Annotated in this window: 19 protein-coding genes; 16 read left to right on the top strand and 3 right to left on the bottom strand. The window is 35.7% G+C overall.

Annotated elements, in window-relative coordinates; genetic code table 11:
* Window positions 1-42: 42 nt before the first annotated feature.
* On the top strand, window positions 43-990 hold the full coding sequence (locus ACWGOQ_RS16080) for a GSCFA domain-containing protein (protein ID WP_452059167.1): 948 nt from the start codon (window positions 43-45) through the stop codon (window positions 988-990).
* A 42-nt stretch (window positions 991-1,032) separates the two neighbouring features.
* On the opposite strand, the gene ACWGOQ_RS16075 is transcribed toward ACWGOQ_RS16080, so the two are convergent.
* The gene (locus ACWGOQ_RS16075; protein WP_452059166.1) at window positions 1,033-1,452 is read right to left on the bottom strand and encodes a hypothetical protein; all 420 of its coding nucleotides are present in this window, start codon (window positions 1,450-1,452) and stop codon (window positions 1,033-1,035) included.
* A gap of 757 nt (window positions 1,453-2,209) precedes the next feature.
* Here ACWGOQ_RS16075 and ACWGOQ_RS16070 point away from each other — a divergent pair.
* Window positions 2,210-5,443 carry a M14 family zinc carboxypeptidase gene (locus tag ACWGOQ_RS16070; RefSeq protein ID WP_452059165.1) on the top strand — a complete coding sequence of 1,078 codons (3,234 nt, stop codon included), beginning with the start codon at window positions 2,210-2,212 and terminating at the stop codon, window positions 5,441-5,443.
* A gap of 425 nt (window positions 5,444-5,868) precedes the next feature.
* On the opposite strand, the gene ACWGOQ_RS16065 is transcribed toward ACWGOQ_RS16070, so the two are convergent.
* Window positions 5,869-7,629, bottom strand: a complete 1,761-nt coding sequence (locus ACWGOQ_RS16065; RefSeq protein ID WP_452059164.1) for an aromatic amino acid hydroxylase — start codon at window positions 7,627-7,629, stop codon at window positions 5,869-5,871.
* Between the two features lie 208 nt (window positions 7,630-7,837).
* On the opposite strand from ACWGOQ_RS16065, the gene ACWGOQ_RS16060 reads away from it, so the two are divergent.
* Entirely contained in the window at window positions 7,838-9,493 is a 1,656-nt protein-coding gene (locus ACWGOQ_RS16060; protein ID WP_452059163.1) for a T9SS type A sorting domain-containing protein, read from the top strand.
* 63 nt (window positions 9,494-9,556) lie between these two features.
* On the opposite strand, the gene ACWGOQ_RS16055 is transcribed toward ACWGOQ_RS16060, so the two are convergent.
* Window positions 9,557-9,988, bottom strand: coding sequence for an META domain-containing protein (locus ACWGOQ_RS16055; RefSeq protein ID WP_452059162.1), 432 nt, complete (start codon window positions 9,986-9,988; stop codon window positions 9,557-9,559).
* 149 nt (window positions 9,989-10,137) lie between these two features.
* On the opposite strand from ACWGOQ_RS16055, the gene ACWGOQ_RS16050 reads away from it, so the two are divergent.
* The 13 genes from ACWGOQ_RS16050 to ACWGOQ_RS15990 all read left to right on the top strand — a co-directional run bounded on the left by ACWGOQ_RS16050 (window position 10,138) and on the right by ACWGOQ_RS15990 (window position 22,550).
* The gene (locus tag ACWGOQ_RS16050; protein WP_452059161.1) at window positions 10,138-10,707 is read left to right on the top strand and encodes a TetR/AcrR family transcriptional regulator; all 570 of its coding nucleotides are present in this window, start codon (window positions 10,138-10,140) and stop codon (window positions 10,705-10,707) included.
* Between the two features lie 79 nt (window positions 10,708-10,786).
* Window positions 10,787-11,860, top strand: a complete 1,074-nt coding sequence (locus ACWGOQ_RS16045) for a 2Fe-2S iron-sulfur cluster-binding protein (RefSeq protein ID WP_452059160.1) — start codon at window positions 10,787-10,789, stop codon at window positions 11,858-11,860.
* 69 nt (window positions 11,861-11,929) lie between these two features.
* Window positions 11,930-12,886: a 1,2-phenylacetyl-CoA epoxidase subunit PaaA gene (gene paaA, locus ACWGOQ_RS16040; RefSeq protein WP_452059159.1), complete on the top strand. Its 957-nt coding sequence runs from the start codon at window positions 11,930-11,932 to the stop codon at window positions 12,884-12,886.
* Window positions 12,887-12,946: 60 nt separating this feature from the next.
* Window positions 12,947-13,231 carry a 1,2-phenylacetyl-CoA epoxidase subunit PaaB gene (paaB, locus tag ACWGOQ_RS16035; RefSeq protein ID WP_452059158.1) on the top strand — a complete coding sequence of 95 codons (285 nt, stop codon included), beginning with the start codon at window positions 12,947-12,949 and terminating at the stop codon, window positions 13,229-13,231.
* Window positions 13,232-13,303: 72 nt separating this feature from the next.
* On the top strand, window positions 13,304-14,059 hold the full coding sequence (gene paaC / locus ACWGOQ_RS16030; protein WP_452059157.1) for a 1,2-phenylacetyl-CoA epoxidase subunit PaaC: 756 nt from the start codon (window positions 13,304-13,306) through the stop codon (window positions 14,057-14,059).
* 65 nt (window positions 14,060-14,124) lie between these two features.
* Window positions 14,125-14,628, top strand: a complete 504-nt coding sequence (gene paaD, locus ACWGOQ_RS16025; protein ID WP_452059156.1) for a 1,2-phenylacetyl-CoA epoxidase subunit PaaD — start codon at window positions 14,125-14,127, stop codon at window positions 14,626-14,628.
* A gap of 17 nt (window positions 14,629-14,645) precedes the next feature.
* A complete protein-coding gene (locus ACWGOQ_RS16020; protein ID WP_452059155.1) occupies window positions 14,646-15,431 on the top strand; it encodes an enoyl-CoA hydratase-related protein in 786 nt (261 codons plus the stop codon).
* Between the two features lie 59 nt (window positions 15,432-15,490).
* Window positions 15,491-16,708, top strand: coding sequence for a 3-hydroxyacyl-CoA dehydrogenase NAD-binding domain-containing protein (locus tag ACWGOQ_RS16015; protein ID WP_452059154.1), 1,218 nt, complete (start codon window positions 15,491-15,493; stop codon window positions 16,706-16,708).
* 8 nt (window positions 16,709-16,716) lie between these two features.
* A complete protein-coding gene (locus tag ACWGOQ_RS16010; RefSeq protein WP_452059153.1) occupies window positions 16,717-17,124 on the top strand; it encodes a PaaI family thioesterase in 408 nt (135 codons plus the stop codon).
* Window positions 17,125-17,201: 77 nt separating this feature from the next.
* Entirely contained in the window at window positions 17,202-17,753 is a 552-nt protein-coding gene (locus ACWGOQ_RS16005; RefSeq protein WP_452059152.1) for a hypothetical protein, read from the top strand.
* 156 nt (window positions 17,754-17,909) lie between these two features.
* Window positions 17,910-19,121: a 3-oxoadipyl-CoA thiolase gene (pcaF, locus tag ACWGOQ_RS16000; RefSeq protein WP_452059151.1), complete on the top strand. Its 1,212-nt coding sequence runs from the start codon at window positions 17,910-17,912 to the stop codon at window positions 19,119-19,121.
* Window positions 19,122-19,226: 105 nt separating this feature from the next.
* Window positions 19,227-21,731, top strand: coding sequence for a phenylacetic acid degradation bifunctional protein PaaZ (gene paaZ, locus ACWGOQ_RS15995; RefSeq protein ID WP_452059150.1), 2,505 nt, complete (start codon window positions 19,227-19,229; stop codon window positions 21,729-21,731).
* A gap of 66 nt (window positions 21,732-21,797) precedes the next feature.
* Window positions 21,798-22,550, top strand: a complete 753-nt coding sequence (locus tag ACWGOQ_RS15990) for an enoyl-CoA hydratase/isomerase family protein (protein ID WP_452059149.1) — start codon at window positions 21,798-21,800, stop codon at window positions 22,548-22,550.
* The last annotated feature ends 49 nt before the right edge of the window (window positions 22,551-22,599 follow it).

The following is a 22,599-nucleotide window of genomic DNA, read 5'->3' as shown; positions in this document are numbered from 1 at the left end:
TTCTCGACGCTCTTTGCGAAGGAGTGCTTGGACCGCATGTCTATGAACCTACTAACCAAAATACCCTTAAAATCCCAGCATCCTAAAATAGATTATAATGCTGAGTTACTTTTGTTAGGATCTTGTTTTGCAGAAAATATAGGAGATAAGTTTGAATATTTTAAATTCAAAACTCTGGTGAATCCCTTTGGAATACTTTTTCACCCAAAAGCTATTGAAACTTTTCTTTGGATGGCTACTCAAAAGGAACAGTATACGGAAACTGATTTGTTTTATCATAATGCACAATGGCACTGTTTTGATGCACATTCTAAGGTAAGTCATCCAGATCAGAAGCATGTACTACAATCTCTAAATGAGGGATTGCATCAAGCATACAAAAAGATTCAATCTGCTACACATATATGTATTACGTTAGGTACGGGCTGGGTATATCGTTTGGAGGCATTGGATATGATTGTTGCTAATTGCCACAAAGTGCCGCAAAAAGAGTTTACGAAAGAATTGTTGTCTGTAGAAGAGATAAATCAATGTCTGCAAAATAGTGTTGGCTTACTTAAAAGCTTAAACCCTACTGTCAACATCATATTCACAGTATCTCCTGTTAGACATAGCAAAGACGGTTTTATAGAAAATAATGTAAGTAAATCACATCTTATTGCCGCTGTCCATCAAACAATTGAAGCTGAGACCAATTGCAATTATTTTCCATCTTATGAAATTATGATGGACGAGCTAAGAGATTATCGATTTTATGATACCGACATGATACATCCAAGCCCTGTTGCTATTGATTATATTTGGGAGCATTTCAAACAAATCTGGCTTTCAGAAAAAGCGTTGATGACTATGAATAAAGTTCGGGAAATACAAACTGCGATAGCTCATCGACCTTTTAACCCGAATAGTCAACAGCATCAACAATTTCTTCAGAAAATAGAATATAAAAAACAAGAAATCCAAAAGGAATATTCTTTTATTAAGTTTTAGGTGATTGTATTGATAAAACATTATTTTTTTCGGAAAGAGTATTTATTTAAAAACACTGGTTATAAGTTGTAAACTTCCTCCAATTATCCCTGCTCCAAATGAATCAGAACCTAGAGGATTTTCCCAGGATTGCTGCTCTAACGAATTATAAACTACTGGGTCAAAAAGAGATTTATGAGTAAACGCATTATTTGTTATTACCAAATATCGACGAACTCTCGAGATACCAAAAGATGGATAGCCAGAAATTCGAGAAGTTCCTAAAAACAACCTGTAATCATTGTTATTTGTATCAATTCTTATTAAACGATAATCTTTAGAAGCAATGACTGGAATAGAATCTATAATCAATGTTTTAGTCGTACTTTTATTAGTTAAAGACGGAGTCTGTAGCGATTGAGAATATCCTGAACTGATGTATATGAATAATACCGTATAAAATAAAACTTTGAAATTTCTCATAAGTTAAAATTAGTTTTTAATTAAGTTATTTCATTACCTCAAAAAAATGTTCTATAAATATATGTTTTTTAATGTTAACCTTTTGATTTTGAACAATACTAACAGATAGGATAGATACATAAGTATAAAAGTCTTTATTGTGAGGTTTTTTACGTGAGATCGGGTTATGGCTATATTGGTTATGCCCGATCTTTATCTAAATGCTTCTTCTCAATTCTTCTTCTCAATTCTTCTTCCAGCAAAATATATGATTACATTCTAATACGATTTATAACTAAAAAATTTGCATATGCATCGTTTCTTTTTCCTTTCTACTTCGTTTAAAAAACAAACCGTAACTATGGCTATGCTTGATTTTTTTGCCTTGTGTAAAGAAAAAATAATTCAACGAATTTATACGAATTTTTTAATCATAAATCGTATAACAGACTAGATATAGGTAAATACACTGAGAGCATACTAGATGAATATGTAAATATAGGGTCGCCAGATTAATTAGGGAAGCCATCAAGAGAGTTTGCTATTGTGAACGGTATTCCGTGAGTGTATAAGTAGATTTTCTTAGATAATGTTTATCATAACTTTAGACTTTTCCTGTGTAATCCATTGATTAATTGAAGTGTAAACAAATCAAAAGATATATAACTTAATTACAGTGTTACTTTTTTTACCCTATCTTTATACATATTAAAACCAATTTAACTGTATTGCCACTGCCTATCCAAAGCATGGCTAACACAAACACTCTTAAAAAACCATGAAGAAAAAACTAACACTTACCTTATGGGTCTGTATGATCCTTGGTATTTCACTATTTGCACAACAAACCCAAAAAGAACGAGCTATTGAATATCTAAACCTAAAGGGGGAGGTGATCTTTGATATTGTGATTGACAACCCCACTCAATTACCAATACTTACCCAAGAATTATCTATTGTTCATTATGATGAAACCACAGGAGTGGTGAAATTAATGGCTAATCAAATACAGTTTGATCAGTTTTTACAAAAAAATGTTCCTTTTACTACAACCGAAGAAGATAACATTATCGGCTATCGAACTATGACATCCGACCTATCCATAAAGGCGGCTACATTTCCGCTAAACGCATATCCCACATATGTAGATTATGTAAATATGATGAATGATTTTGCTGTGAACAATCCAACGATATGTAAACTAGAAAGTATTGGTACAACCACTGAAGGAGATAAGGAATTACTTTTTGTAAAATTATCTGACAATGTTGGTTCAAATGAACAAGAACCTCGTGTTATGTATACCTCTTCTATGCACGGAGATGAGATAGCGGGGTATCCTATGATGCTTAATCTAATTGATTTTCTACTAACAACCTATAAGGATATATCGCACCCAAGACATATAGAAATCAAACAACTGTTGGATAATAATGAAGTCTGGATCAATCCGTTAGCAAACCCCGACGGAACCTATAGAAATAGTGCGAGCAATTCATCAATAGCAAATGCTACCAGAGGAAATGCTAATAATGTAGATCTTAATCGTAATTATCCCGATCCAGATGATGGCGCAAATCCAGATGGAAATAATTATCAAGTCGAAACGCAACATTTTATGAATTTTGCAGCATCCAAACATTTTGTGTTATCTGCTAATTTTCATGGAGGTATCGAGCTAATCAATTATCCTTGGGATACCTATGCTGGAGCTCATCCGGATGAAGATTATTTTGTGTACATATCTGAAGAATACAGAGATTTTTGTCAACAAAATAGCCCAAGTGGATATTTTGATGCGTTGAATAATGGAATCACCAATGGATATGATTGGTACGAAGTGCAGGGAGGACGACAAGATTATCAGATATATTTTCATAAAGGAAGAGAAGTTACTGTAGAACTTTCTAATGCAAAAACTCCGGCGGCTAATCAATTAGTCAACTTCTGGAACTATAATCAAGATGCATTGATTGGTTTTTTAAAGCAAATTAACTACGGAATTCGCGGAGTTGTAACGGATGCTGTAACTAATCAGGCAATTGACGCTAAAGTAACAGTTGTAGGAAAAGAAAATTATGAAACCTGGACACCAACGGAGTTGCCAGAGGGTGATTATTATAGGCCTATAAAGGCAGGGACCTATACGCTACTTTATGAAGCAGCATGTTATGAGTCAAAAACAATCACCGGAGTCACCATTGCAGATGGTCAGGCACTACTACAAGATGTGCAACTCATACCAATTGGAGTAGAAGCACCTATGGGGTTGACAGCTTCTTCAGTACAGTCAACCACTGCTTCGTTGATTTGGTCCGGTAGCGAAGGTGCAACTTTTGATGTGAGGTATAGACAAATCGGTACTACAAATTGGGCAACAGTCGCTACTACGACAAATACTGCAAATCTTACGGGTTTAATAGCAGAAACCGCTTATGAAACTCAAGTAAGAAGTGTCTGTGCAGAAGCTACCACATCTCCCTATAGTGATTCTATATTTTTTACAACGACGGGAGTCCCTGCCTGTGCTGGTATTACTGCATTTCCTTATACTGAGGGTTTTGAGTCTAATTTGGGGACATGGACAAATGTTGATACCGATGATATAAATTGGAGTCGTGATAGTAATGGAACACCATCAAGCGGTACAGGACCCTCTTCTGGTCAAGAAGGGTCATTTTATCTATTTATTGAAGCTTCCGGCAATGGAAGTGGATATCCGGGAAAAGTTGCATTACTCAATAGCCCTTGCGTCGATCTGGAAAATCTAGACGGAGTAACTTTAGAATTCGGATATCATATGAATGGCACTAATATGGGGTCCTTAGAGGTGTTTGTGAGTACTGACGATGGATTAAATTACACTTCGCTATGGAGTAGAAACGAAAGTCAGGGAAATCAATGGAATCAGGCTTCTATAGATCTTTCGAGTTATGGGGGATCGGTTATTAAACTTCAGTTTAAAGGGACTACAGGAAACGGATTCCGTAGCGATATAGCTATCGATGATATAAAGATTCTTTCTACTACGCCAGACACTCAGGCTCCATCAATACCAACAAATCTAACTGCAACTAATATTACAGGAACTACCGTCGATTTATCTTGGAACGCCTCTACGGATGATATAGGAGTTTCAGAATATGAAATATATCAGGGAGCTGTACTGATAACCACTTCTGCATCAGTAAATACAACCATTAGTGGTTTGAACCCTAACTCAGAATATACATTACGTGTAGTCGCTAAAGACGCAGCAGGAAATAGCTCCTTGGCAAGTGATCCGGTAACTTTTACTACTACGGGTGTAGTCATAACCTATTGTAGCAGTCAAGGTAATAATATAAATGACGAATATATCGATTATGTTAGTGTTGGAGGCATTGATAACACATCTGCAGCTACCAATGGATACACTGATTACACAAACCAGACAGGTGTTATACCATATGGGCAGAATGCTATTGTATTGAGTCTTAACTATACTGGTACGGTGTATACAGAATATTGGAATGTATGGATTGACTTTGATCAAAACGGAACTTTTGATAGCGCAGAAAAAATAGTTTCAGAATCAACTCGAAGTGAAGCAAATCAATCGTATAATTTTACAGTACCATCTAGTGCATTGACAGGAACTACAAGAATGAGGGTGACTTTAAAATATAACGCTGTCGCAACACCTTGTGAAAATTTTACTTACGGTGAAGTTGAAGATTATACTATAAATATCGGCGGTACAACCAGTTCCAGAGCAAATACTGAGAGTAGTTTTAGTGCTAAAGAAAAATTTCAAATTTACCCTAACCCTGTAATAGATGGTGTCTTGTATATAAGTGGTGTTTCGAATCTAGAAACGTATATTACGATCTATAATTATGCCGGTCAAAAAGTAATCAATACAACACTAAAAAATACTACTGTAGACGTGAGTAATTTATCTGTTGGATTATATCTTTTACAAATAGGAAATGATACTGATAAAAGAATAAAAAGGTTTATAATACAATAAAACCTAACTTTTACAAATGATATTTAACCCGGATTATGCATTGGAACTTCGTAATGAAGCTTTGAAACCCAATAAATAGTGGCTTTTTCTTGATTTTAGCGTAGCACCGCGACGGTGAAATTCAAAAAAGAAGTGAAACATCAGTATTTGAATTGGCTCACAGATGTAATAAATTTTATAATGCATAATGCATAATGCATAATGCGGGTTTAATCTTTTAAAAAGCTGAATATTGTGGAAATAACCACTATATCCAGCTTTTGTTATTCCTTTGATAGTTATTAGAGTTGCAGGCAGAAACCTTTATGAGTCCTGATTGTTTTATTTCATTTGTGTAGCAAATACTTTTAATGTATTGTATTGTAAGTCATCGATTTTAAGCAATGGTTCAGCTTAGTTACCATAAAAACGTTGTTTTCTTTGCCTTAAACAATTAACAGACTTTGAGTAATAATTTCAATACCGCTATCAATCAAATGTTTTATTGCTGAATTCTTTTCCTTTGCTTCCTCAAGGTGTTTTAAAATAGAATTTGCAAAATCAGTATTTCTGTCATGGACAAGTTCATAGATCTCGATAGACAATAACCAATCTTCAGAATGATCTTTTTTGACAACAGCAAAAATTGCTTCAAGAGAAAATTTAGTATTTTCACCATTCCTCACGTTTTTAACAGCTTGATAAAGAGAATGTAGTTCTTTTTCTTTTGTAGAATATGTTCTTTTTGTGGTGATCATATCTGGATGATGAGAGATCATATTAAATGAATAATCATCTGCAGGCCCAGAGAATGCGGAAACAATTTCTTTTCCAACTGCCAGATCAAAAGTTCCCCATTCTGGTTTAAACAAGTATTCATCTTTATATTTGATTGTACACTCTTTAAACTGAATAAGAATAAGTTCTCCTTGGATATTGCGCATTCCGGTAATATTTATTCCTGCTACTGTTATTCCACTCTCAAACTCGAACTCTATATATTCTCCATCATAAAAGTTATAAGCTTTTAGGTCTCTAGGTGACATGTTTTCTATAGCAAGGTTAATACCTTTAAGTTTACCAAGTGGAGATCTGAATCCGTTGGGATGTACTTCAATTCCTTGACCAATCAATTCTTTCTCTCTAAACGAAAGTGCCGTAGAACCTTCAGTTTCAAAATAAATTACTTCATTATCCTCGTTCTTAATCATTCGGGTGAAAACCCCTGAAATTTGTAAGCCAGTACTTAATTCAATAGTACCCAAATTTTGAGATTCAATAAGTTTTGCAAGTCCGCGATGCCCTCCTTTTCGTAATGCCATGGTATCGGCAAATTCTTCTAATACCTGACATAAGTAGGCAAAATCAGGAGTTACGAATAATTGTGGTTGAGGTTTTGTGATATCAAAATCCTGAAATGCTGCATCAGGAGTATAAGGAAGCTTTTTTACATGATCGGTCATACACCACTCACTTTCTCCAATAGAAGAGAGTAATCCCGCACCATAAATTTTTGGGTTGTCAGCACTTCCAATAAGACCATATTCTACGGTCCACCAATGTAAGTTACGTATCAATGCCATTTCTGAAGGCTCTGACTTTTGGGATTGTAATTCAAGGACTCTCTTTTCTGCATTTTCCAGTAGTTCTGTAGAAGTTTCAGCAGATTCTTTCAAAATAGATAACGTACGAACGGCATCATACATATCATAGTCTTTTTTGGATGAAATGGCTTTGCATCCAATTTTTCCAAAACGTCGTAAATATTCTGCGTAATCCGGATTAGCAATAATTGGAGCATGTCCTGCCGCTTCGTGTATGATATCTGGGGCTGGTGTATATTCTATATTTTCTAATTGCCTGATATCTGAAGCAATAACCAAAACATTATATGCCTGAAATTCCATAAAAGCATTGGGAGGAATAAACCCATCTACCGCAACGGCAGCCCAACCAATTTCTTTTAGGATTCTGTTCATTCCGTACATACTAGGGATTTCGTTAATAGAAATACCCGTTTGCTCTAACCCTCTTAAATAAGATTTATGTGCCACTTTGCTTAAAGAAGCAATGTTTTTTCGCATCACATATCTCCAAACAGCTTGGTCTACTGGTGTATATTCATCATAATTTTGAGGTTTGATAAACTGTTTTAGATGAGGAGGTAATCTATCGAGTAATGGGTTAGACACTATCTGTTTAGGCATATGTAAAACGAATTTTAAGGAGTATTTTTGTTTCCGAAAGTACTCGTTTTACCATTAATATTGGAATTAATTAACTAATTTTGTTTAGATACATTAGGGTTTTGAAAGACTTAGTTGTTATTAAATTAAGAGAGGGTTCAGTTTCTTGAATGTTCTTATTACCCTATATGTAAGAAAGTTAATCTAATTTAATGAATCCATAAATATTATGAAAAAAAATATTCTAGGTATTGCTGCCTTGTTTTTTTGCGTACTTGCCTATAGTCAAGTCACAAATGAAGGAAAGCCTGTTAGTTGGGAAGAGAACTTCTCGGAAATTATGAAAAAAAATATCTCAGAAGTTCGCATGCCAGCATTTGATTTAGAGAAAATTAAAGCTGAAGATGCTATTAACGATAAAATTATTGATAAGCCTTACAGGTTTGGTCATGAGTTTAATGTAGATCTCAATATCAAAAAAGAGGGAACATTAGATGTACTGCCTAATGGAGATCATATATACAGAATAGGAGTTTATTCAAAAGGAGCAAAGACCCTAAACTTTGTCTTCAATAAGTACAATGTGCCTACAGGAGCTACTATCTATTTATATAATGACGATAAAACGGATTTATTAGGAGCGTATACGAATGTATTTAACCGCCCTAATGAAATGCTAGGAACCTGGATGGTAGCAGGAGAGAAAATATGGATAGAATACAGAGAACCTAAGGATGTTATTGGTCAGGGACAATTAAACTTAGGAAGAGTAATACATGGATATAGATCGATTACTGATGCCGAGGTACAGGAGAAAGCGTTAAATAGTTCAGGAGATTGTAACAGGGATGTTGATTGTCCTGTTGGAAATGATTTTGAATCACTAAAGAATATGCTTAAAAAATCGGTTGGCTTTATCATATTAAATGGATTTGTTTGTACAGGTACGTTAATAAATAATACAAATAATGATGGCGCTCCTTATTTTTTGACCGCTAATCATTGTGAGTCTGGAGATGAATCTACTTGGTCTTTCCGTTTTAATTGGATAAGTCCTAATCCTTCCTGTGCAACAATAGCTAATAGTACAGATGCAGCTGTAAACCAAACTACTAGTGGAGCAACCAGATTGGCAACAAATTCTGAATCTGATATGAAATTGTTAAGATTGGATGGTGGTCTAAATGTTAATTGGGATTTGGAATGGGCCGGTTGGGATAGATCTGGAACTGCTCCAACTTTTGTAGTTGGGATTCACCATCCTGCAGGTGATATTATGAAATTATGTAGGGAAGATGATGCTCCCACTAAGAGAGTAATTGGTTTTAACGGAAATTCTACTACAGAAATGTGGAATATTGCTGATTGGGATTTAGGAGTTACTGAAGGAGGTTCATCTGGTTCAGCTATTTTTGATCCACTGGGTAGAATAGTAGGGCAACTTGCAGGAGGGCAGGCAGCATGCTCTGGAACAAATGATAATAATCAATTCGATGTATATGGTAGATTTGATATATCTTGGGATTTTGGAACTACCGATAATACAAGGCTTTCCAATTGGTTGGATCCTATGAACACAGGTAGAGTTACCCTAAATTCATTATCGCAAGAAATAGTATTGAGTGTTGATGAAAACGAATTAAAAAATAATACAACGCTTTATCCTAATCCATCCAGTGGAGTGTTTAACATAGAGAATAATTCTGGTAGTAGATTGACTTATAATCTTTTCAATATAGCAGGGCAACGTATAGGTACAGGAGAAGTAAGTGATCAGAATTCGGTATTAGACATTTCTTCAAACGGTAGTGGCGTATATTTCATTTCCATTACAGATACATCAAACAATACAAAGATTACTAAGAAAATTGTAATCCATAAATAAAAGAGTTTTATCATCTTTCTAAAAGGTTTTGTGCGGTATTCACAAAACCTTTTTTTGTAAACTTTATTCAGATTCTTTAGCGACTATAATTTCTTTCTCAGCAGTATTATTGAAAGCTATAAAATCCCCTTTTAATGATTTACTTGTTTTTAATTCTGAAAGAGCTTTGAAAAAATTCTTTTCTAAATCTGCTATTTGTTCACAATATCTTTTTGATGCCATAGGAAAACCTAAAGAAAAAGATGTATCTTCTTTAGTGTAGCTACAAGAGTAGGTGTTGCATCCTGAAAAACCCGAAATTGTCTTGTTTTGAATGTTAAAATTCATAGTGATTTTGTGTTCAGAAACATCTTGACCATATAATGTGTTGACTATGTAGGTACCTTGAAGTTCCTCCGATTGTTTTTCTGATTCACCATTTTTGTTTACTGCATTTACAGTATTACAATTACTTAAGAATGTTAAGGAAAATAAAAGTAAGCCTACGTATTTCATAATGATTAGGATTTATATAAAACATCAAAGCGATGTAGATTGTTCATAATATAACAAATTTATTATATTTTAGTGTATAATCTCTTTTTCAAAGCATGAAGAAGAGTCAAGATTTATTATTAGTTGAAAAATAAAAAACCCAATTGCCGATGAGACAAGAAAGCAGAAAGCAAGAAATCGTAAATGCCGCAGCTATTCTCTTTAAAGAAAAAGGATATAGTGCCGTTACTATGAGAGATTTGGCAACAACCATGGGTATCAAAGCGGCTAGCTTATACAATCATATTCAGTCCAAACAGGAAATCTTATCCACCATCATTATTGAACTTGCTGAAGAATTCACTTCCGGAATGAACGAAATAGTAAATTCTGATCAAAATTCAATTCAGAAATTAGAACATATAATTAGCTTGCATATTGATGTGACGCTGCGTAATGCTGATGGATTAGCATCACTAAATAATGATTGGATGCATCTGGAAGAAGATAACCTTTTGTATTTCGAAAAGATGCGTCGTGATTATGAAGAAAACTTCAGAAATATTATAAAGAAAGGAGTAGACTCTAATCAGATTAAACCCAATAACATTGAGATCATGGTTTTTTCTACACTTTCTACCTTAAGAACGTTGTATTTGTGGTATCCAAAACAAAAAAATATTGATGCTAATATTTTAAAAAAGGATATGATCTCTGTCTTGCTGAAAGGAGTCGTTTAAAATTAACAATAAATTAGTTGTTTATCAAACTAACAATTGTTAGTTTTGTGGTACTATAACGATATAGTGAAGTGCCAAGATGAATGATTTCCATACCATAAAAATATCTGAAGTTCTTAAAGAAACAAAAGATTGTACAGCAATAACTTTTGATATCCCACAGGACCTCAAAGAAAAATTTCTGTACAAACAAGGGCAGTATGTTACATTGAAAACAATATTGAATGGCGAAGAGGTAAGACGCAGCTATTCATTATGTTCCAGCCCTATCGAAGATAAGTGGCAAGTTGCAGTAAAAAGGATCAATGGAGGACTTTTTTCTAATCATGCTTGTCAGGTATTAAAGGCTGGAGATGAATTGGATATTTTGCCACCTAACGGTAATTTTTTTACCGAAGTTGATACGGCCAAATCCAAGAATTACATCGTTTTTGCTGCCGGAAGCGGTATTACTCCTATTTTATCTATTATTAAAACCCACTTGGCATTAGAGCCAAATAGTACATTCAAGCTGTTTTACTTGAATCGTACCGTAAAATCAATTATGTTTAAGGAAGAGATAGAAGCTTTGAGAAATACCTATTTCGGAAGATTTGAAATATTTTATTTCTTAACCAAAGAACATCGGGATATTCCGCTCTTGAATGGAAGGTTTACCTCAGAAAAGTTACAAGAACTTACGGAGAAGATCATTGACGTTCCGAATATTGATGAGTGTTTTATTTGTGGACCCGAAGAGATGATTTTTCTGATAAGAGATGAATTGATAGCGGCAGGATTATCTAAAAATAAAATTCATTACGAGTTATTCTTCTCTGGAGGTACAGAAGAGGATAAGAAAAAAGCAGCAACTATAGTTGAACATAAGTTTCATGGAACTGAAGTGACAATTATTGATGGCGGTAAAGAGTTCCATTTTGGGATGGATGATGAATATGATAATATTCTGGATGGTGCACTGGCAGCTGGAGCGGATCTTCCTTTCGCTTGTAAGGGCGGTGTCTGTAGCACGTGTAAGTGTAAATTGGTTGAAGGAGCAGTAGAAATGAAAGTAAACTATGCACTGGAAGAAGATGAAGTGGTAAAAGGACTCGTGTTATCTTGTCAGGCAGTGCCAACTACAGAAAAAGTAGTTGTGGATTTTGATGTGTAGTTTAAAATAATAAAGTCCTTATTAGTTTTTTTCTTAATTAGAGAAAAGAAAATTTAAGGTGTAGTTGTTATGAGCGAAAAAGAAATTAAAAATTTAGAGGAAATCTTTGAGCAAAGGATTGCCGCAGATGAAAAAATTGAACCAAAAGATTGGATGCCCGAAAAGTATCGTAAGACACATATTAGGCAGATATCACAGCACGCCCATTCCGAAATAATAGGTATGTTGCCAGAAGGGAATTGGATATCCAGAGCGCCATCTTTGAGACGTAAAGTAGCCTTATTGGCTAAGGTTCAGGATGAAGCGGGACATGGATTGTATTTGTATAGTGCTTGTGAAACTTTAGGAATTTCCCGAGAAGAGTTATATGAACAACTACATACCGGAAAAGCTAAATATTCCAGTATTTTTAATTATCCAACGGTCACTTGGGCAGATATTGGAGCTATCGGTTGGTTGGTAGATGGCGCAGCAATTATTAACCAAGTTCCTCTTTGTAGCACTTCATATGGCCCTTATGCAAGAGCAATGATTCGTGTGTGTAAAGAAGAAAGCTTTCATCAGCGTCAGGGATATGAAATTATGATGACTTTGGCAAATGGAACGCCCGAGCAAAAAGAAATGGCTCAGGATGCTTTAAACAGATGGTGGTGGCCATCTTTAATGATGCTTGGACCAACCGATGCAGAATCTGTGCATACAGAGCAATCGATGAAATGGAAACTGAAGCGTAAAACAAATGATGAATTACGTCAACAATTTATAGATCAAACGGTTCCTCAAGCGGATCTAATTGGTCTTACTGTACCTGATCCTGATTTAAAATGGAATGAAGAAAGCAAACATTATGATTTTGGAGAAATCGATTGGGATGAATTTTGGCAAGTTGTCAAGGGTCACGGACCTTGTAATAAGGAAAGATTATCTGCAAGAGTAAATGCATGGGAAGAAGGAACATGGGTGCGCGATGCTGCCATGGCTTATGCAGAAAAGCAGGGAAATAAAAAAATAAAAGAAGCAATTTAAAAAAAACTTCGCTTTCTCTTTCTCCTTTTTGGGAGAAGGATTTTGTGAGGGCTTTTGATTATGAAAAAAAACTGGCCACTTTGGGAGGTCTTCGTTAGAAGTAAAAATGGATTAGAGCATCGTCATTTTGGAAGCTTGCATGCTGCAGATGAGTCTATGGCATTAGAAAATGCTAGAGACGTATATACGAGAAGAAGTGAAGGTGTAAGTATATGGGTTGTAGAATCAAAACATATTACCGCTTCAAATCCAGAAAATAATGGAGAATTGTTTGAACCGGCACACGATAAAGTCTACAGACATCCTACTTTTTACACATTACCGGATGAGGTAAAACATATGTGATAGGCGATAGCCTGATCATCCTGAGAGGTGTCATAGGGTTTTAGCTGTTTACATACTGCAAACTTTCAAAAAATGAAAAACGAAAATTTAATTCAATATATCTACGGGATCGCCGATAATTCATTAATACTGGGACAGCGTCTCTCTGAGTTATGTGGTCATGGACCGAATTTAGAAACTGATATTGCTTGTACTAATATAGCATTAGATTTGCTAGGACAAACTCGAAGCTACTATCAATATGTAGCTCAGTTATCTGCAGAAAAAGTAACAGAAGATGGTATTGCTTTTTTAAGAACTGAAAGACACTATAAGAATGTACTTCTGGTAGAACAACCGAATAATCACTTTGGAGATGTAATTACACGGCAGTTTTTTTATGATGTTTTCCATTTATTATTATTGAAAGAGTTGCAAAATAGCAGGGATTTAACACTTTCTGCAATAGCAAAAAAAGCAATAAAAGAAGCGAGTTATCATCAGCGTTTTTCTTCCGATTGGATAAAAAGACTGGGAGATGGAACAGAAATAAGTCACCAAAAAATTCAGGAATCCGTAAATGATCTTTGGAAATTTACAGATGAACTTTTTCAACTAACAGATGTTGATAAGAAAGCCATTGAATTAGGCATTGGAGTAGATGTTAGTCTCTTCAAAGAAGAATATTATCGAATTGTTAAAAAAGTTTTAGAAGAGGCTACCGTTACAATACCAGAACTTAAATGGTTTAGAAAAGGAGGGAAAGAAGGAATACATAGTGAACATATGGGGTACCTTCTTGCGGATTTACAATATATGCAGCGTACCTACCCTAATATGCAGTGGTAATAAAACTTGATGTCTCATTGATCCTGTGTTATTAAAGGTTCTGAAACATTTATCATAAATATAAAATGACAATTGAACTAAAGGAACATATAGACCCTAAGCTATATCCAATTCTTGAGAAAGTTAGTGATCCGGAAATTCCGGTATTGTCGATAATGGATATGGGTGTTGTACGATCAGCTCAAATCATTGATGCTATTGCGCATATTAAAATCACTCCGACCTATAGCGGGTGTCCTGCAATGGATGTAATTGCAGACGATATAGTCAATGTTTTTAAAGAAGAAAAGATAGCGGCTAAGGTCTCGTTAGTACTATCTCCAGCCTGGACTACAGATTGGATCACGCCAAGAGGTAGAAAAGCACTCGAAGCATATGGAATTGCTGCACCATTAGAAGAAGAAGCTGATAAAGATGCGTTGCTTGGTAATAAAAAGATCGTACAATGTCCCCAGTGTGCTTCTACTCATACTAAAATGATCAGCCAATTTGGATCTACAGCTTGTAAAGCGCTTTTTCAGTGTGAGGATTGTTTAGAACCATTTGATTATTTCAAATGTTTGAAATAGAATTTTTAAAATTATATATGCTTGTGAATTCGATAGAGTTAAAAATAGAAAACGGAATTGCCAAAATTACTTTAAATCGTCCTGAAACGTTTAATAGCTTCAATAGAGAAATGGCGTTAAAACTGCAGAACACTTTGGACTCTTGTGAAACGAATGACGAGGTTCGAACAATAATTCTAACAGGTAGTGGGAAGGCATTTTGTGCAGGTCAGGATCTTAGAGAAGTTACTTCTCCAGAATTAAATCCTGGTTTTAGAAAAATCCTAGAAGAACATTATAACCCGATAATAAAAAGAATCAGAAACATAGAAAAACCTATCATAGCAGCGGTTAATGGTGTAGCCGCAGGTGCCGGAGCAAATATTGCATTGGCCTGTGATATAGTGGTAGCTTCAGAAGAAGTTAGTTTTATTCAAGCGTTTAGTAAGATAGGATTGATTCCTGATAGTGCCGGAACTTTTTTTCTGCCAAGATTAATCGGTTTTCAAAAAGCTTCTGCCTTGATGATGCTGGGAGATAAAGTGACGGCAAAAGAAGCGGAGAATCTGGGAATGTTATATAAAGTATGTACTGTTGAAACTTTCGAAGAGGAAGTACTTCATCTAGCTTCCAAAATTGCTAAAATGCCAACAAAAGCCCTAGGGTTAACCAAAAGATTGTTAAACCAATCAATGGTCAATAACTTGGATCAACAGCTAGCAATGGAGTCTGATTTACAGATAGAGGCTGCAGAAAGCAATGATTATGCAGAAGGTGTAAACGCTTTTATGGAAAAAAGAAAGCCTGTATTTAAAGGTAAATAAAAATACGACGTACAAAGTGCTAATCTAGAATCGTCAATCGTAATTCTTAAATCAAAAATATGATCGTTGGAATAATAGGATCTGGAACAATGGGTAGCGGTATTGCACAAGTAGCAGCTACTGCTGGTTGTAAAGTAAAGGTATTTGATACCAAACAAGAAGCATTGGATAAAAGTCAAAGAGCGCTAGAAAAGATTCTTTTACGTTTGATTGAAAAAGGAAGAATTGACAAAGGTGAGAAGATCCGTATACAATCAAATATCACCTATGTGAATACATTAAGAGATTTAGGTGATACTAACCTTACTATTGAAGCAATTATAGAAGATTTAGCGATCAAGAAAAAAGTGTTTTCAGAATTGGAACGCTATGTTTCCGATAATAGTATAATTGCGTCAAATACGTCTTCTTTGTCCATAGCTTCCATAGCCTCATCATTGCAAAGACCAGAGCGGTGTATTGGAATTCATTTTTTCAACCCAGCTCCGTTAATGAAGTTAGTAGAGGTAATACCCGCTGTACAAACTTCTGAAGATGTAAAAAACCAGGTAACTACCATTATAAAACAATGGAAGAAAACAGTAGCAATCACAAAAGATACTCCTGGTTTTATTGTGAATCGTGTGGCAAGGCCTTTTTACGGAGAATCCCTTCGTATATATGAAGAAGGGGTAGCTGATGTAGTAACTATAGATACTAGTCTTAAGGAATTGGGAGGGTTTAGAATGGGGCCTTTTGAACTGATGGATTTTATTGGAAACGATGTTAATTATACAGTAACCGAAAGCGTATTTAAGGCTTTTTATTTTGATCCCAGATACAAACCTTCTTTTACTCAGAAGCGACTATCAGAGGCCGGTTACCTGGGAAGAAAATCAGGAAAAGGATATTACAACTATGATGAGCAAGGTAAGATTGTTTCGCATAATAGTGAGAACGCTGTCACTTCGAGTGGAGTCGAGAAGCTATCTAAGGAAGAGCTCTCTCAATACATCTTTAATCGTGTTTTAGTAATGCTAATCAATGAAGCAGCTGATGCCTTATTCTGGAATATCGCTTCAGCAGAGGATATAGATAATGCCATGACCAAAGGTGTTAATTATCCAAAAGGTTTACTCGCCTGGGCAGATAAAAAAGGAATTGATTGGTGTGTAAAAGAACTTGACAAATTATATAATGAATATAGAGAAGACAGGTATCGTTGCAGTCCATTGTTAAGAAGAATGGAGAGAGAAAACAGCCTGTTTTTTAATCCAATATCAATCGCAGATAATTAAGTAAGCATATGATTAATTCGCAAAAAATACCTCATAAAATGCTTAGTCTGGACCCTTTTAGTCAATGGTTGGGGATTGAGGTTTTAGAGGTAGCAAAAGGAAGATGTAAGGTAGGAATGACAATTCGAAAAGAAATGCTGAATAGTATGGGAAAAGCACATGGCGGAATTTCATATAGTTTGGCAGATACAGCCTTTGGATTTTCGGCAAATACTCACGGCAAATATGCTGTTTCTATAGAAACATCAATAAACCATATCGAAGCATTAGAAGAAGGTGATTATCTTACCGCAGAAGCAGTCACTGATATTATAAAAACAAAAATAGGATTTAATATCATAGAAGTAAAACGAGGAGAACAAATTGTAGCACTTTTTAAAGGAGTAGTATTCAGAACATCTAAAGACTGGCAGTAAAAAGCTACCGCTACCTCTTAAAAAATTACTTAACTAAGAGTTGAAAAATGAAAAGCATGAATAATCAAAACTTTATAATGAGATCATTTTTAATAACAATACTATTTTTATCAGTTATTTCTTGTGGAAAGGAAACCAAATCAAAAACGGAAACACTTGAGGGAATGGAGCCGATTATGTCTGAGACCAAAAAAGAAATAACTGGTAAGTCAGAAGAAACAATGGAAGATTTTTTTGGAGGTCAAATTGTGATGGATATAGACGAAACTGTATATGTTATTGATAACGGTACGAACCGAGCCAATGAAGATATGTCCGCAGGTATCATGAAAATGCTGGCGCCTCAATCCTATCAAGCCTTCAAGGAAAGAATGATGCAAGAACCTGAAGAGCAAAACGGGGTTACCTCTTTAGGTATTGAAGAAGTGGATTTAGGAGGGAAGACGATATTAGTTAAAAGGTCTAAAACAGTAGATGAGGTAGGGGATGAAATGATTATGACAATGTACGCTTTTGGCGCTGGAGAGAATAATACAATTATGATTTCTTCGTACTATATGAAAGCCGAAGAATCCAAATATTTACCACTAGTTGAAAAATCTGTGTTATCCGCAAAGTTGAAAAATTAATAATGAGGGTGTTCGAGCGGTTTATAAGTTGCAATCCCACGCTTCCTGAAAAGTTAGGTTGTGGGATTACCATAGCTATTCCTAACGCAAACAAATAAGGTTAGTAGTAGAAATAAAGAATAACATATTCAAAAACTCACATACTAGAGACTAAAAATGAAAGAAGCGTATATAATAGACGGAGTTCGAACTCCAATCGGAAGCTACAAAGGAACATTGTCCACCATAAGAACCGATGATTTAGGCGCTTTGGTAATAAAAGAATTGGTAAACAAAAATCCCGATATTCCCAAAGAAGACTACGATGATGTGATTATGGGTTGTGCAAATCAAGCAGGAGAGGACAATAGAAATGTTGCTAGGATGTGTTCTTTGTTAGCAGGACTTCCTTTTACAGTCCCTGGAGAAACAGTAAACCGTTTGTGCAGCTCTGGACTCTCTGCAATTATTCACGCAAACAGAGCTATAAAATCAGGTGATGGAGATCTCTTTATTTCAGGAGGAGTAGAAAATATGACACGCGGTCCGTATGTAATTGCAAAACCATCCTCTGCTTTTGGCAATGATGCTAAAATGTATGATTCCAGTTTCGGATGGCGATTTGTAAATCAAAAAATGCACGAGCTCTACGGAACCGATGGAATGGGAAATACTGCAGAGAATTTAGTAGAAAAATATAACATATCCAGAGAAGATCAGGATACTTTTGCCTACAAGAGTCAAATGAAAGCTTCCAGAGCGCAAGAATCTGGAAGATTGGCAAAAGAAATAACTACAGTAGAAATCCCTCAGCGAAAAAAAAGCCCTATTCCATTTTCTAAAGACGAATTTATAAAACCTGCTACCAGTAAAGAGGTGTTGGCAAAATTGCGTCCTGCTTTCAAAAAAGACGGAAGTGTGACTGCAGGAAATTCATCAGGACTAAATGACGGTGCTGCGGCAACAATAATTGCTTCAGAGGATGCTGTTAAAAAGTATAACCTAAAACCCTTGGCTCGGATTGTTAGCTCTGCAGTAGTGGGTGTAGAACCCAGGATTATGGGTATTGGTCCGGTTCAGGCTTCGAATAAAGCATTAGAAAAAGCTGGAATCACTTTGGACGATATTGATGTGATTGAATTAAACGAAGCCTTCGCTTCTCAAGCATTAGCCTGTATCAGAGCTTGGGGACTAAAAGACGACGATCCACGTGTCAATCCTAATGGTGGATCAATCGCAATAGGGCACCCTCTGGGAGTAACTGGAACAAGAATAGCATATTCAGCAGCGTTAGAATTACAGGAACAAAACAAACGATATGCATTAATCACTATGTGCGTGGGAGTTGGACAAGGATATGCATGTGTGATAGAGAATGTAAACATCTAAATTGAGATGTTAGTTTTCTCATTCCAGAATAGGCACGAATTCAATATAAGAGCTATCGAAGTTATTTTAAGAAAAGTCTGATAAGGATCATAGAAAGCGTAAACAATGAAAATACTACAAAGTTATATAACCGGAAAATGGGCTGAAGGTTCAGGAGATGGATTGGTAATGCACGATGCAGTTACTGGAGAAGCAATAGGTGTATCCACTACAGAAGGACTGGATATTCCTCAAGTTTTACAATATGGTAGAACCAAAGGAGGTGAAGTGCTGAGAAAAATGACTTTTCAGGAGCGTGGAAATATGCTAAAGTCTTTGGCATTGTATCTTACAAAAAGAAAAGAACAATTTTATGAACTTAGTTATAGAACAGGAGCAACAAGAGTAGATAGTTGGATTGATATAGAAGGAGGTTTTGGTAACCTTTTTGCAAACGCATCATTACGTAAATTATTTCCGAATCAATCCTATCACGTAGAAGGAGATCCTATTGACTTATCAAGAGGAGGACGATTTATGGCACACCATATTTTGGTACCTAAAAGAGGTGTTGCAGTTCATATCAATGCTTTTAATTTCCCAATATGGGGTATGCTAGAAAAATGCGCCGTGAACTGGATGGCTGGAATGCCAGCAGTGGTTTTACCAGCACCGCAAACAGCATATCTTACTGAAGCTGTTGCAAGAGTTATCATAGATTCAGGTATATTACCAGAAGGAGCGTTACAACTATTGAGCGGGATGACTAAAAATATTCTGGATACGGTAGCATCACAAGATGTAGTAACATTTACGGGGTCTGCGCACACCGGAAGAATACTAAAAGCACATCCAAAATTAATAGAAGAATCTGTACCGTTTACAATGGAAGCAGATTCGTTAAATGCGTGTGTCCTTGGTGAAGATGCGATACCGGGAACACCAGAGTTTGATTTGTTCGTAAAAGAAGTTCGAAAAGAAATGACTGTAAAAACAGGTCAGAAATGTACAGCCATTCGTAGAATTATAGTACCATCAAAACTGGTTGAAGATGTTCAAATTGCGCTAGCAAAGCAATTAGACAGAGTGACTATAGGAGATCCAAGGCTGAAAGAAGTGAGAATGGGAGCTTTGGCAAGTAAATTACAAGTAGAAAATTTTAAAAAGAACGTTTCTGAAATTGCTAAAACCGCTCAAATTGTCTATGGTAATCTGGACAGAATAGAAACGGTTGGTACGGATGCTCAAAAAGGAGCTTTTGTAAGCCCAATTCTGATGCGACAAGATAATCCGTTCCACCATACAGATGTTCATGAAATTGAAGCTTTTGGACCGGTTTCGACCATTATGCCTTACCATACTCTTGATGATGCTATTACCTTATCTCAAATGGGTAAAGGATCTTTAGTATCTTCTATATTTACCTTTGATGATCAAATTGCTAAAGAATATGTTGTCGGAGCAGCATCGCATCACGGGCGTATTTTAGTAGGAAATAGAGAAAATGCAAAGCAAAGCACGGGTCATGGATCCCCACTACCTATGCTTACACACGGAGGTCCTGGTAGAGCTGGTGGTGGAGAAGAAATGGGAGGAATGCGTGGAATTAAACATTACATGCAGCGTTGTGCAATACAAGGAACACCGACTACGCTAACAGAAGTAACCGGAATATATCAGGCACATTCAGAATATAAGGAGTCTGGTAAGCACCCATTTGCTTATCATTGGGAAGATATCCAACCAGGGATGTCCCTTAAAACGCATAAAAGAACTGTAACAGATACCGATATCATCAATTTTGGTAATCTTACTTGGGACCATTTTTACGCACATACCGATATCACCTCACTAGAAGGAAGTATTTTTGAGAAACGAACAGCACATGGATATTTTATTCTTGCTGCGGCTGCGGGGCTCTTCGTGTACCCTAATAAAGGGCCAGTAGCAGCTAACTATGGATTAGAAGAATGTCGATTCTTACGCCCAATTTATCATAATGACACAGTGTATGTAAGATTAACTTGCAAACAAAAAATCGATAGAGATCATCGTGGTAAAGAATTGCCGAGCGGAATTGTAAAATGGTTTGTAGAGGTATATGACCAAGAAGACGAATTAACGGCAATTGCTACGATTTTAACGATGGTACAAAAAAAATCACCGTTTATACAAGTAGATCGATCAAATATTGAAGGATATTTAACCAAGCTAACCGAAGATGCTAAACCTAAGTGGGGAATTATGACGGCGCAGCATATGTTAGAGCATATAGAGAAAACCATAAGGATGGGTGCTGGGGAAATACAAGATTTTGAAATCGCTACACCAGAAAAGTATTTGGAAAAAGTGCAAGAAATGGTGTATAATCATAAACCTATGCCTAAAGGGCACAAACACCCTTTAATGAAAGAAGGAGTAGTAGAGGATTTAATTCACGAGGACTTGTCCACAGCCAAAATAAAACTGTTAGAAGCCATGGATGAATTAGAAATATATTTCAAAGAAAACCCTGAAGCACTAACGAAGAATGCGGTATTTGGAGAGATGAATAAGTTTGAATGGGATCTTTTGAACCTAAAGCATTTGAATCACCATTTTGAGCAATTTGGACTGTTTAAATTGAAATGAAACAAATAAATGTCATGCTACACCTGTCAAAGTACTGATCTAATAATAGTATAAATACAAATTAAGTTGACACAACCATACGTAAATATAACAACAGAAAACGGAGTAGGAACTATAGAGTTTTTTCATCCAGCGCATAATTCTTTACCTGGTGATATTTTAGCAAAATTAGCCCAAACTATCACAGATGCCGGTAGTAATGATGCAATTAAGGTGATTGTTCTAAAAAGTGGAGGAGACAGAACTTTTTGTGCAGGAGCCAGTTTTAAGGAATTGATCAATATTAATGATTCAGAAACTGGTAAGGTTTTTTTCTCTGGATTTGCCAATGTGATCAATGCAATGCGCACATGTCCTAAATTTATTATTGGACGTGTACAAGGTAAAACCGTTGGAGGAGGAGTAGGAGTAGCATCTGCTACAGATTATTGCATGGCCACTAAATTTGCTTCTATCAAGCTAAGTGAACTAAATATAGGAATAGGGCCTTTTGTGGTAGGACCCGCAGTAGAACGAAAAATAGGACTTTCTGCGATGTCACAGATTGCTATTGATGCAAATTCATTTTATAAAGCTGAATGGGCAAAAGATAAAGGATTATTTACTAAAGTTTTTGAAGATACAGAAACGTTGGATGCTGCTGTAAAAATTTTTGCAGAACATTTGTGTACATATAATCCTGAAGCCATGAGAGATATGAAGAAGGCTTTTTGGGAAGGAACAGAGCATTGGGATACACTATTAGCAGACAGAGCAATAATAAGTGGTAGACTAGTGCTAAGCGAGTTCACTAAAGAAACATTGAAACGATTTAAGTAATTTATGATGTATGATTTTAGATCTACAATTTTCATGGAGGTAACAAAAT

It is taken from the genome of Aquimarina ulvae, assembly GCF_053613295.3.
Note: the sequence above shows the minus strand (reverse complement) of the source record. Positions and strands in the feature narration are given on the sequence as shown.